This window comes from Paenibacillus sp. 203 (assembly GCF_037027525.1).
Taxonomy (GTDB): Bacteria; Bacillota; Bacilli; order Paenibacillales; family Paenibacillaceae; genus Paenibacillus; species Paenibacillus polymyxa_B.
This window is the reverse complement of sequence record NZ_JAXCHD010000004.1, coordinates 496,337-509,241: the sequence shown is the minus strand read 5'-3', so window position 1 is coordinate 509,241 and position 12,905 is coordinate 496,337. Positions and strand designations below refer to the sequence as shown.

The window sequence follows — 12,905 nt, the reverse complement described above, 5'->3', positions numbered from 1 at the left end:
GCGTATAGCCAAGAAATAACAAAACAGGACTGAAAGTGCCTTTTTTCACACTGTCCTTCATGTCATTCTTATAGAAAACAGCAAGCCTCCTGAAATACTGGAAACTTGCTGTTTAGTGCTGTACATATTTGTTCCCGGCGTGAAAACGACAAAGATGCTGCGGATGTGCTAACGCTCTAGCGCAGCGCCTCATCCAGATCACTGATCAGGTCGTCAATATCCTCCAAACCTACGGAGAAACGAAGTAGTCCGTCCGTAATCCCGCGCTCCAATCGTACACTATGGGGCATAGCCGCATGTGACATCATCGCCGGATACGACAAGATGCTTTCCACAGCTCCCAGACTCACCGCTACAATTGGAATACGTACGCGACTGAGGACTTCTTTTGCACGCTCACCAGAACCCACATCAAACGATATCACTGCACCATAACCGCTGGATTGACGCTCATGAACTTCACGCCCTGGATGATTTTCCAGACCCGGGTAGTATACTGCCTCAATGTCGTTGCGCTCGTTCAGCCAGTTAGCGAGCTTAGCTGCACTCTTTTCGCTGTGAGCCATACGAGCCTCCAGTGTCTTCATACCGCGCATGAGCAACCATGACTCCTGCGGAGCCAGCACGGTACCCAGTCCATTTTGGAGCTGCTTGATTTGTCTCCCGAGCGATTCGGTACGTGCTACCGCAAGTCCTGCCAGCACATCGCTGTGTCCGCCCAGAAACTTGGTCGCACTGTGCAATACAATATCGACTCCCTGCTCAATCGGACGTTGATAATAAGGTGTCATAAAAGTATTATCCAATAAAGTTAAAAGTCCGTGATCCTGTGCCCAAGAGGTTATTCCTGCTACATCGGTAATTTTGAGTGTCGGATTGGACGGGGTTTCCATATATACAGCCCTTGTATTCTCCTGTAACGCCTCTTTCACAAGGTTAAGGTCCGTCATGTCGACGAAGGTCGTTTCGATATTCATCCGTTTCAAAATGGAGGTCAGCAGTCGATATGTTCCCCCATATACATCCTCGGAAACAATGACATGATCTCCAGCGGATAAAAGCATAAAGGTAGTAGAGATGGCCGCCATACCTGACGCAAAGGCAAAGCCGCACGCCCCCCCTTCTAATAAAGCGATATAATCCTCCAAAGCTTGTCGTGTCGGATTACCTGAACGGCTATAGTCATGCTGGGGAGGATTAAAAATATCATAATGGTGAAAGGTAGAAGCTTGATAGATCGGGACGCTCGAGGCCCCCGTAACGCTGTCAATTTCAGAACCAAAATGCAGCAGCTTGGTAGCGAACTTCCGCTCTTTGTTCAAATCCTGCCCGATCCTCCTCGCATCCTCTATCATTGCAGCTCTCCTCCTTCTACTTCTTGACGTGCCGCTTCCAACGCCGAACGCAAATCTTCAATGAGGTCGTCTGTATGCTCAATGCCTACGGAGAAACGCAATAGCCTGTCATCTACCCCGACAGCATCCCGAATTTCTGCTGGTATGTCCGCATGTGTCTGCACAGCGGGATAGGTCATTAACGATTCCACACCGCCGAGACTTTCCGCAAACGCAATGAGCTTAATGTGACGAAGCAAAGGTTCCACATAACGAGCATCCTTTACTTTAAAGGAGAAGATACCTGTATTTCCGCTGGATTGTTTATTTTGAATCTCACGACCTGGGTGGCCTTCGAGAGCTGGATAGAATACTTCTGCCACCGCCGGATGCGTCAGTAAATAGTTAGACAACACTGTTGCATTATGCTCATGTCGGTCCATACGCAGCGCTAACGTCTTCATCCCCTTCATCAACTGATAGCAGTCACTCGGGGAAAGCACGGCTCCTATGGAATTGTGCAGAAAGGAAATTTCAGCTGATAGCTCTTTGCCTTTGGTTACGATTAACCCTGCCAGCACATCGTTGTGTCCGCCCAAATACTTGGTTGCGCTATGTACCACAATATCCGCGCCCAGTTCCAATGGCCGCTGGAAGTATGGTGTTAGCAGCGTATTATCTACAATGGTAAGCAACTGATGTTGTGATGCCCATTCAGCCACCGCTTGAATATCAGTAATCATCATTAACGGATTTGTAGGTGTTTCTATGAATACAGCTTTGGTATTCGGTCGACATGACTGTTCGAGTGCTTCAAGATCGTTCGTATCCACATAACTGGCTGTTACACCAAATTTAGATAAAATACGCTCCAGCAAACGATATGTCCCGCCATACAGATCCAGCGATACTATGAGATGATCTCCCTGTCCAAACAATGCAAATACCGTTTGCAGCGCCGCCATACCTGAGCTGCATGCAAAGCCTGCATCACCAGATTCAAGTGCAGCAGAAGCCTCTTCCAGTACCTTTCGCGTGGGATTGATCGTCCGAATATAATCAAATCCTGTGCTTTGACCCAGACGGGGATGGCGGAACGCCGTAGATTGGTAAATTGGGTAATTAACAGCCCCGGTTACTGGCTCCTCTACTGAACCGATTTGTGCCAATCTACTTTCGATTTTCCACTGTTTCTCACTCATATGAATCCTCCTGTTAACTTCCATAGTGGGTTCTATAACCAATCCTGCAAAAATGGATGTCAAAGACTATACTGCTGCGCTACTGCAAGGTGGTACTGTACAAGGTTAAACTACAAGCCCCTTTTTTAAATCTGGGGCCCGATATCGTAAGGTGTCTCTTGGTATACATAATAGTTCAGCCAATTCGAGAATAATAAATTGGCATGCGCCCGCCAGATTGAGGGCGGTGTGCGCTCAGGATCATCATTAGGAAAATAATTTTTGGGAACTTCAATATCCATTCCTTTGGCCACATCGCGGTCGTATTCCCATTTCAATGAAAGCGGGTCATATTCAGAATGCCCAGTTACAAAAATTTGTTTACCGTCAAGCGTGGCTACGAGGTACACTCCGGCTTCCTCGGATTCGGATAAAACTTCTAATTCGGCGATATGATCAATATCTTCCCGCCGAACCTCCGTATGTCTGGAGTGAGGGGCATAAAACAGTTCATCAAAGCCGCGTAGCAATTTTACTTTAGGTTTAATCACGGTGTGTGGAAATACGCCAAAGCATTTGTAGTCGAGCCCGTATTTCGGGACATTGAAATGATGGTATAAACCTGCCTGTGAGGCCCAACAAATGTGCATGGTCGAAGTTACATTCGTTTTCGTCCACTCAAAGATTTGCCGGATCTCCTCCCAGTAGTTCACATCCTCAAACTCAAGCTGTTCAACCGGAGCTCCTGTAATGACCATGCCGTCAAAACGACTGTTCTTGATCTCGTCAAACGTTTTATAGAACATGTTCAAATATTCTTGCGATGTATTTTTGGATACATGAGACTTCATGTGTACCAGCGTGACGTCCACTTGCAGCGGCGTATTGCCGACCAGGCGCAATAGTTGGGTTTCTGTCGTTTCCTTTGTAGGCATCAAATTCAAAATGGCGATGCGCAACGGACGAATGTCCTGATGATAAGCTAGGCTTTCATCCATTACGAAAATATTTTCGCCCTCCAGCACTTCCTTGGCAGGTAGCGTGTCTGGGATTTTAATCGGCATGTAAACTCACTCCTTGTTCGGTAAGTTTTGCGAAAATCGTCCTGCTGAGATGCCGGGCATATAATAAAAAGACCTTTCTCTGGTTAGAGAAAGGTCATATTTGTATCCATATGCGCCTCTCTCATCTGTCAGGGCAACGCTCTTTGTACAAAGCGCGCGTCCTGCAAGAATTAGCACCGTGCGATTAAAATCGCCGGTTGCCGGGTATCATCGGGCTAGTCCCTCCACCTGCTCTTGATAAGATTTCGCTATATTCATTTTGGGTTCACAAAGTTCTTGTTGTTCACTTTAATGCATCGGCTGGGCTTCGTCAAGATGGGACTTTTAAATTTGTGCCCTGCAATCACATTTTGTCTACCTTTTCCATAGGTTAAATCATATCCCTCCTTTCGCTGAAGCTCTTGCCACTACTGTCGATTTAGCCCATGATTTTGCGCTTGAAAGGCCGTAGGCCGAGCGTTATACTATACAAGTGCTATTAGGCAAAAATATGGAGCAGTAGTGCAGACTTTGAGTGTTTCCTGCGATACTGTGGCAATCAAAAAAAGAACATTTGAGAGGTGAATCCGGAATGGAAGGCGACCCGAGTCCGAATAGGCGGCGATCCCTGAACAACAGCATAGGAATGACTTCAGCTTGCCGAAAGACGGGACGCCAGGCTCTGCATGCTCCAAAAGCCTCCGGCTTTTGATGAGAATGCACGCTTACCCGCACCGGCTAACTGGCTAACTGAGTTCATTCCTTATGCTTAAGGTAAACGTATTTCCGTTACGACGGAGCATAAGGAGTGACATATATGAAAATCCGTTTGGTCAACAACGGGGTTTTTACCCCTGTCGAAGAAATTGAAATGGCGCTTACTGCACCGGCAGAAGGTTTTTATTGGATTGATGCTGATGTCGATGATTTGGCAGTGCTCCAACCTTTATTTTCCATGCATGATCTTGCAGTAGAAGACTGTTTGAGTGAAGAAGAACAGCGTCCGAAGATCGAAATTTATGAAAGCCATTATTTTATCGTTGTAAATAGCATTCGTTTTGATGATGAAGAAATATTTTTGCGAGCTTTGAACATTTTTCTCGGCCGCCATTTTATCATTACGGTGACCAAGCAGAAAATCAATGAGCTTCGTACCCTCAAGCCTATGCTGTGGGAGCAAGAAGTCAGCCAGCCTGACCGTTTTATGTATCTGTTGGTCGACTTGATTGTTGACAACTATTTTCTGGTTGGTGACCGGATTGAGGTCCGCATTGAAAAGCTGGAAGAAGATATTCTAATGCATACGAAAAAGTCGCATTTGAACGAAATCATCGGCTTACGAAGTGAGATTCTGTGGCTGAAAAAAGTGCTAGGTCCGCAAAAGGAAGTCATCAATACCCTGAACAAACGGGATTTGCGACTCATCGACGATCAATTACAAAAATATTTCAGCGACATTTATGAAAATGCTGTGAAAATTTCGGAGACTTTTGAAACTTACCGCGATTTGATGGGTAACCTTCGAGAAGCTTATCAATCCAGTATCGCCAATCGTGCCAATGAAATTATGCGTGTGTTTACGGCAATAACGACCGTATTTATGCCATTGACGGTCATTACCGGAATATATGGGATGAACTTCGATAATATGCCTGAACTTCATACACGTTATGGCTATTTTGTCGTCATTGGTATTATGGTGGCACTAGGTGTCAGTATGTTCTGTATTTTCCGCAAGAAAGACTGGGTTTAAAAAGAAAAGGGGAAAAAGTACGGAGTTGGATACCTATTTCGATTTTCAAGCTTGATCATAAAAAGCAGCAGCCGTGTCCTATGAGGAACTGGCTGCTGCTTTTTAGTATGTTGGACCCTGAATGTACTTTAATACTTTAGCTTTATCCAATCAGTTCTATATTATCCAACATGTCGGTCGGGTACCTGCTGATGGCGAAACCGTATACGGATCAGACGCAGACGCTCATAAATTTGATCCAATCCTGTTTCTGTCGCCTTTTCTTCCCCATACACTTTCAGCATGACAGGCTTGAGCAACGTATCCCCCAACTCTTCATAAGCAGACCAGATGACTGCCTGCTCCTCCTCAGATACATTCACCAATTCCTTGCGGATCAGCTTCTCCATATCAATGCCATCCCTGTCCAAATGCTCCACAGCTTCAATCATTTCTCTACGATGCAAACCTGTCTTCATCCCGATATGCTCCAGTGAAAGACCGTCCGAAATGCCTTCGATAATCGTTCTAGTTAGGCTGAATTTATTCAGCTCCTGCCTGTATTGGTTCTCTTTTTGCTTGTATAGCCATGACAAAAAAACTTCTTCTTCCAGCGTCTCTGTTACCCAGTTCAACGGAAATGGCGTGGTCCGGTCATTTTGTGTCGTAATAGCCAATAGCTCCGTCCCATATTGCGACACCTTACCCTGTCCCATACCAGGCAGCTCCAACAATTCTTCTTCGGTATGGGGAAGATAGACGCTAATGAGCCGAAGCAGCCGATTCGTAGCAATAAAATAAGGCGCTTTTCGTTCCGTTGCTGCTTTTTGCCGTCTCCACATTGTCAACTGCTCATACACTTCATCACGTGGAAACAAATCACTGTAGCAATACAGCTTTTGCAGCGTTTGTCCTCGTCCTGATGATCCTTCTTGCTCATGAAATACGCCATGGATTAAGGGCCTGTAGCCCTCAGCCATTTTGAGCGCCAGCTCATGACGGTATACATGCAGTAATTCCTGCCACAAGCTGCCCTCATACCAAAGGTCGTCTATACTTTCATCCGGGACATGGTGTGTGCTCCAGCCTGCACTCCATCCCCCTTCATGTTGCCCAATCCATACCTGAGCAAAGTCCTCATAGCCCTGTTCATTCCGTTTGGACAAACGATTTAAAAATACAATCTCCATGATTTCTTCCTCCCTCATATCGTTGAAAGACAGTCCCGCACAACACAAAAACGCAAAAAAAGCACCTATCCTGCGTATTCGCAAGAAAGGTGCTTCCCTTTTTGAGCCGTACTATGCTGTTGCCTATATAATAACCGTACCTTGGAGTGCCGTCAACCATAAATTCTAATGATTCAGCTTTTCCTTTGCCAATGCCAGAGCACCGCACAATCCAGCATTGTCACCCAATCCCGGAGATACGATATATTGCTCAATATCTGTTGTCAGACTCGAATGCTGTACGTATCCGTTCAAAAGTTCTTGAAGCTTGGTACGAATGAGCGGGAACAGTTGGTCCTGCTTCATCACTCCCCCGCCCATAATAATTTTTTGCGGTGACAGGATTAATACATAGCTCATTAAAGCCTGTGCCAGATAGTACGCTTCCATTTCCCAGGCTGCGTGATCGACAGAAAGCTCATGTCCTTTAACCTTCCATCTTTTTTCGAGCGCAGGACCTGCTGCCAGTCCCTCCAAACAATCTTCGTGATAAGGACATGTCCCCTCGTAAGTATCTTCTGGGTGACGACGTACCAGAATATGCCCCATTTCTGGGTGGGATAATCCATGTATCAGCTTTCCACCAACCAAAGCACCTGCCCCGATGCCTGTACCTATCGTAATATACAGACAGTTGTCCAATCCCTTGGCGGCACCCCAAATAGACTCACCAAGTGCTGCTCCATTCACATCCGTGTCAAACCCCATAGGCACGTCAAAATGCTGTTTCAGTTTGCCAATTAAATTGTAATTTCCCCAATGTGGCTTTGGCGTTGTTGTAATATAGCCATATGTATCACTGCCTTCGATAGGATCAATCGGCCCGAACGAGCCTACACCCAATGCTTCAATGCCCTTGCCTTCAAAAAATGCGATGACATTCTCCATTGTTTCTGCTGGGGTGGCCGTTGGAAAGCTTGCTCGTTCCAGTACCTCCCCATGTTCGTTGCCAATTCCACATACAAATTTGGTACCGCCTGCCTCAATTGCTCCCAATACTGTCATAGTTGCTGTTGTCCCCTTTCAATAATCCGGTTCTCTCTCCACTATATTCACCTGAAATGTGCCCGAGGTCAATCCCCTTATCGCAATTGTATATAATCCTTCACATGACTATACAACTCCCTTGACATAACGGTATAAAAATAAGGACACTAACGCACCCAGCGTCAGCATCCCTATAAACTTACTTCACTTAAATTGTCCGTAATTGTCCGTATCAAGCCTAACAGCTTCATTATGATCCGGTTGCGACACCCATCAATGTACACAAGCTTTTCATTTCAAGCTGCTCAAACTTGTCTACAATTTGCACGTGATCCAGCGTCAGCAGACAACTATCCAAAGCACATGCTACAGGTACACCGCAGTGAATTTCAGCAAGCTTGCGTGAAAGATGCAGCATATCCAAATCACTCTCGATTTTTTTACGGACCGAGGGTGTTAATTGATCCAAATTCTCCAGAATGCCTTCAATAGAGTCGTATTCCTGCACCAGCTTGAGTGCCGTTTTCTCACCAATACCTCGTACTCCTGGATAATTATCGCTTGCATCCCCCATCAGGCCTTTAAGGTCCACCACTTGGCGTGGCTTAAGCCCTTTTTCAGTCAGCAGGGTCTCCGGGGTGTATACCATATAATTGCCGTGCCCTTTTTTCATAATAATGACCCGTGTCCGATCATCCACTATTTGAAGTAAATCATGATCTCCCGAGAGAATCATTACATCCATGTCCTCATTTTGCGAATAATGGCGTGCAAGCGTACCGATACAATCATCGGCTTCAAAACCTTCCGCTCCAATGTTGGGAATGCCGAGGCTGTCCGTCACTTCCCGAATCAATGTAAATTGGGGAATCAAATCATCTGGTGCGTCGGCTCGGTTTCCCTTATACGCAGCAAAATGTTCCCCACGAAATGTCGTTCCGCCCATATCCCAGCAGCAAATGACGTGTGTAGGATTAAATGTTTGGACTGCATCCCAAAAATATCGAATAAAACCATATATGGCGTTCGTTGGCACTCCAGCTTTTGTACGACGGATATAACCGTTTGCGGCGGTTGCATAATAAGCGCGAAATAGCAGGGCCATGCCGTCAACCAGCATTACGGATTGTTCATTGCGTTGTGTCACAGATTGTATTGCTCCCATTCATCATAATATTTAACCCCCACAGTATAACATATCGTGGGGGTAAATTGGGCGTTATTGAGCTCCCCATGTGCCCTCAAATGTTTCCTCTTTGAATCCTACCGTTACTTTGTTACCGTCGGTTACAATCGGGCGTTTGATTAATCTTCCATTCGAGGATAAAAGCGAAATTTGCTCTTCACGGCTCATGTCTCCAAGCTTATCTTTCAGCTTTAACTCTTTGTACACCTCACCGCTTGTATTGAAAAACTTTTTCAGCTCCAGCCCGCTTTTGCGAATCAAGTCTTCCAATTCCTCCGGGCCGGGCGGTTGTTCAAAAATAGGAATAAGTTCCGTCTCATGTCCCTTGTTTTGCAGCCATTTCACTGCATTACGACAGGTACTGCATTTAGAATACTGATATACTTTCAGTTGGCTCATCGCTAGATTAACCTCCATTTGGTTTTCATCGCTTATTTATATTTTATTCTGAAAGATATTGCGCTCTTAATAGCTCCTGCATTCCAGCCATATCTTCAGGCAGCGGAGCATAGAACGTCAGCCGCTCCCCGGTAACAGGATGCTCCAAGGATAGCTCTGAGGCATGCAGAGCCTGTCGAGGCATCCTGGCATCAAGCTGATCATATCGCTCACGTTGCGCAGCGTCATCGGGTGTAATCCGATACATTTTATCTCCGATCAACGGACAACCGATATAAGTCATATGCACTCGAATTTGGTGCGTACGCCCGGATTCCAACTTTAGTCCGATACGGCTTCCCCCGTTCCACACTTCCTCCAGCTTATACAGCGTAAGGGCAGGATAACCATCCGGGGTCACCATACGTAAATGCGGATCATCCGGGTTGCGGTCAATCGGTCCGTCTACCTTTCCTTCCTGCAGCTCAGGCCGTCCATGCACCAGAGCTGTATAGCGCTTATCCACCGTTCCCGCAATCATTTGCTCAGAAATATGCTGGTGTACATACGGATTTTTGGCTACTACCAGCACACCCGTCGTCTCCTGATCAAGACGATGAACAGGACGAAACCGGAACAGTTCTCCCTTGGCCTGCCAATAATGCACAACCCCATTAGCCAGCGTTCCTGTGTAATGACCGTGAGTCGGATGGACAATCATGCCCGCCGCCTTGTTCACCACTAACAGATGTTCATCCTCAAACAATATCTCAAAAGGAATGGGTTCAGGTAAAATATCATCAGAACGCTCGCGCTCCATACGAATTTCTACTCGATCCCCGGACTTCACCTTTACGCTGATGTACACACGTGTCCCGTTCAGCATAATGCCTTGCTCGGTCAGCTTGAGTTTGGATATTAACTTTCGAGAAATGTTCATACGTTTTTGTAAAATAGTCTTCAACAGCATGCCCTCCTCCTCAGGAGGGATCGTATATACGATAGGTTCATAATACAAGCTCATCACAAATTCCCGGTTGCCTCCTTATTTGCGGAACACTTTTTTGCTGCGCACATATTCGACATCGGGCACGCCTTGACGGACATTCGCCGTGCGAGCGACGGCAAAGAAATAATCAGAAAGGCGGTTCAAATACCGACGTACCGCCGGATTAATGTCCGTATGTTTACCTAGTGTAACAGCACGGCGTTCCGCGCGTCGGCAAACTGTACGGCAAACATGAAGCGTTGAGGATAATGTGCTACCACCCGGTATAATAAAACGCTCCACCTTCGGATTTTCCTCCTGACATGCATCAATCCAGCCTTCCAGACGCTCTGCCAGCTCGTCTTTCACCTTATATTTGCTTTCACTAATTTTAACAAACGCCAAATCCGAACCACAATCAAACAGCTCCTGCTGTATTTCTTCCAATTGAGTCCGAATATCCGTAAACTCTTTCCCTTCGGCAAAGCTGATCGCTTGTCCTACAAAGCTGTTCAGCTCGTCAATTGTACCGTATGCCTCCACACGATCATCATCTTTGGACACTCGACCGCCGATCACAGAAGTTTGTCCTTCATCACCTGTTCTAGTATATATGCCCATTTCATTCCATCTCCTTTATCATTCCGTAAGTGCTTTCAGCACCTTGATGGCTTCTTCCTTATTGCTTGTACGAGGCGGCACGGTAGCAAATAATGTTTTGGAGTTATATTTTAGCTCCTTAAACATCTTCATCTGCTCCACCGGAATTCCGAACAAATGAGTTTCCTTGCTTACATCTGATCCTTCTTCCTCCTGCCCCTTCTTCTTAAATACGCCGCCCTCGAACACGCCCCGAGCGTACGTCTTCTTGTCAAAAGCATCATCTAACGGCAGATTCGAGCCATTCTGTCCATACAGCTTCATGTCCTCTTCCGGCAAAAGAAACAGATCATGCTCCCCGGCCGCATATTCTACAACCAGCTTCTGCTGGTTATACAGCGGACTGACTGAAATCTCAATAGTCGGAGCCTGTTCGCCCAGCTTATCCTTAAGCTTTTGTGCCAGCTCTTCACGGATGACTGAAGCATCCCCTTTATCCATAATAAAAATGGAGAAGCTGTCCTTGTCCCGTCCCCCACATCCAGCCAATAATACAAGTGCAAGCATTCCGATGATCCATGGCGATAGCCTTTTTAGCCCTGCTCTCATATGTACGCCCCCTCTTCCATGCCATTAATATATCATAAGTTGTGAACGCAAAAAAAGAAGGCCCGACGGCCTTCTTCTTACATTTGGCTGACTTCATACGGTTAAACCTTGCATTCCGTACCATACAGCTTCATATATTCATTGATTTTCAAATCGAGCTTGCAACTGATCTGAATAACAAGATCAGAGGTGAAGGACTGCTCTTCCTGAAACGTCCGCATCATCTCATTGCGCAGGAACAAAATTTCATCTTCCAGGGAAATGTCGTATCCTATTGAACTAGATGAATTATATCCAACATATGACATGAGCATTCCTCCTACAATTGAAAAATTGAACTTCCTGCTTCCGATTTCAAATTATAGCATAGAAATTTAGAAATAAAAGACTATTTTTTATGAATTACCCATAAAAAAATAATTTTAACCTTCTTTTCTTACTTTTTCTACAAAATGACCAATCCGATCCAGTGCCTCCGTCAGCTGAGCAACAGAAGTCGCGTATGAGCAACGAAGATAGCCTTCGCCTCCCAAACCGAACACATTACCCGGTACAGCCGCAACTTTAGCCTCTGCCAAAAGACGCTGTGCAAATTCATCTGAGCTGAGTCCCGTGCTTTGAATACTAGGGAAAACGTAAAAAGCCCCTCTTGGCTCATGGCACTCCAGGCCGATTTCCCGGAACCCTTCAACCATCAGACGGCGACGCTGATTATAGGCTTCTACCATACGATCTTTCTCACCCAAACCATTCCGCAAGCCTTCCAGTGCCGCAACTTGACCCATAGAAGGCGCACACATTACGGTGTACTGATGGATTTTGAGCATAGCGGCAATTAGATCTGGATGCCCGCATGTATATCCAATACGCCAGCCTGTCATGGCGAAGGCTTTGGAAAAACCACTGACGAGAATCGTACGATCCATCATACCAGGCATAGCGGCAAAACTGACATGCTTTTCTCCATAATTCAATTCAGCATAAATTTCATCAGAAATGACGATCAAATCATGTTTTTCCACGACTTCGGCAATCGGAAGCCAATCCTCATAAGTCATCGTAGCCCCAGTTGGATTGCTCGGATAGCATAAAATCAACACCTTGGATTTAGGTGTAATTTTTGCCTCCAGTGCTTCAGCCGTCAGCTTGAATTCATCCTTAGCAAATGTTTCAATACCTACTGGAATCCCGCCTCCAATCGAAGTGATTGGAGAATATGAAATGTAGCATGGCTCGGGCACGAGAATTTCGTCGCCAGGTACAATTAAAGCACGCAAAGCAAGATCAATCGCCTCGCTTCCCCCAACGGTCACGATAATCTCATTTTTGGGATCATAACGGACTTCAAATTGCTCATTCAGATAATCACTAATCGCTTCACGCAGTTCTGGCGTTCCCGCATTAGACGTGTAGCTGGTAAAACCTCGCTCCAATGAATAGACACAGGCTTCCCGCATATGCCAAGGGGTTGTAAAATCCGGTTCGCCCACACCAAGGGTAATAATATCCTTGTTGCCACCCACCAAGTCAAAAAACTTACGAATACCCGAAGATGGGATCTCGCGCACCAACGGGGACAAATAGGAACTCATGGCTTTGTTACTGTCGGTAAATGCTTCTGTTTTGAGATTCATCATG

13 protein-coding genes and 1 riboswitch are annotated in these 12,905 nt (G+C 45.9%); of the genes, 1 reads left to right on the top strand and 12 read right to left on the bottom strand.

Annotated elements, in window-relative coordinates; translation table 11 throughout:
• Positions 1-176: 176 nt before the first annotated feature.
• The 3 genes from WA407_RS11800 to metA form a co-directional block, all read right to left on the bottom strand.
• Positions 177-1,355, bottom strand: coding sequence for an aminotransferase class I/II-fold pyridoxal phosphate-dependent enzyme (locus tag WA407_RS11800; RefSeq protein ID WP_336077412.1), 1,179 nt, complete (start codon positions 1,353-1,355; stop codon positions 177-179).
• On the bottom strand, positions 1,352-2,536 hold the full coding sequence (locus WA407_RS11795; RefSeq protein ID WP_254351380.1) for a PLP-dependent transferase: 1,185 nt from the start codon (positions 2,534-2,536) through the stop codon (positions 1,352-1,354). The genes WA407_RS11800 and WA407_RS11795 overlap by 4 nt, the downstream gene beginning before the upstream one ends.
• 125 nt (positions 2,537-2,661) lie before the next feature.
• Positions 2,662-3,579, bottom strand: coding sequence for a homoserine O-acetyltransferase MetA (gene metA / locus WA407_RS11790; protein ID WP_061829145.1), 918 nt, complete (start codon positions 3,577-3,579; stop codon positions 2,662-2,664).
• 118 nt (positions 3,580-3,697) lie between these two features.
• A riboswitch (SAM riboswitch) is annotated at positions 3,698-3,823 on the bottom strand.
• Between the two features lie 552 nt (positions 3,824-4,375).
• Between metA and corA the strand changes: the two genes are divergently transcribed.
• Positions 4,376-5,311: a magnesium/cobalt transporter CorA gene (gene corA / locus WA407_RS11785; protein ID WP_023987788.1), complete on the top strand. Its 936-nt coding sequence runs from the start codon at positions 4,376-4,378 to the stop codon at positions 5,309-5,311.
• A 161-nt stretch (positions 5,312-5,472) separates the two neighbouring features.
• Here the strand turns inward: corA and WA407_RS11780 are convergent, their stop codons facing one another.
• The 9 genes from WA407_RS11780 to WA407_RS11740 form a co-directional block, all read right to left on the bottom strand.
• Positions 5,473-6,480, bottom strand: coding sequence for an HRDC domain-containing protein (locus WA407_RS11780; RefSeq protein WP_254327708.1), 1,008 nt, complete (start codon positions 6,478-6,480; stop codon positions 5,473-5,475).
• 165 nt (positions 6,481-6,645) lie between these two features.
• Positions 6,646-7,524, bottom strand: a complete 879-nt coding sequence (locus WA407_RS11775) for an ROK family protein (RefSeq protein ID WP_336077411.1) — start codon at positions 7,522-7,524, stop codon at positions 6,646-6,648.
• A gap of 232 nt (positions 7,525-7,756) precedes the next feature.
• On the bottom strand, positions 7,757-8,653 hold the full coding sequence (locus WA407_RS11770; RefSeq protein ID WP_336077410.1) for a 5'-3' exonuclease: 897 nt from the start codon (positions 8,651-8,653) through the stop codon (positions 7,757-7,759).
• 72 nt (positions 8,654-8,725) lie between these two features.
• Positions 8,726-9,091, bottom strand: coding sequence for an arsenate reductase family protein (locus WA407_RS11765; protein ID WP_069291482.1), 366 nt, complete (start codon positions 9,089-9,091; stop codon positions 8,726-8,728).
• 43 nt (positions 9,092-9,134) lie between these two features.
• A complete protein-coding gene (locus WA407_RS11760) occupies positions 9,135-10,094 on the bottom strand; it encodes an RluA family pseudouridine synthase (RefSeq protein ID WP_336077471.1) in 960 nt (319 codons plus the stop codon).
• Between the two features lie 21 nt (positions 10,095-10,115).
• Positions 10,116-10,679 carry a cob(I)yrinic acid a,c-diamide adenosyltransferase gene (locus WA407_RS11755; RefSeq protein WP_336077409.1) on the bottom strand — a complete coding sequence of 188 codons (564 nt, stop codon included), beginning with the start codon at positions 10,677-10,679 and terminating at the stop codon, positions 10,116-10,118.
• A gap of 18 nt (positions 10,680-10,697) precedes the next feature.
• A complete protein-coding gene (locus WA407_RS11750) occupies positions 10,698-11,267 on the bottom strand; it encodes a hypothetical protein (RefSeq protein ID WP_069291480.1) in 570 nt (189 codons plus the stop codon).
• Positions 11,268-11,368: 101 nt separating this feature from the next.
• Positions 11,369-11,575, bottom strand: a complete 207-nt coding sequence (locus WA407_RS11745) for an aspartyl-phosphate phosphatase Spo0E family protein (protein WP_061829138.1) — start codon at positions 11,573-11,575, stop codon at positions 11,369-11,371.
• A 114-nt stretch (positions 11,576-11,689) separates the two neighbouring features.
• The gene (locus WA407_RS11740; protein WP_061829137.1) at positions 11,690-12,901 is read right to left on the bottom strand and encodes an aminotransferase class I/II-fold pyridoxal phosphate-dependent enzyme; all 1,212 of its coding nucleotides are present in this window, start codon (positions 12,899-12,901) and stop codon (positions 11,690-11,692) included.
• Positions 12,902-12,905: the final 4 nt, after the last annotated feature.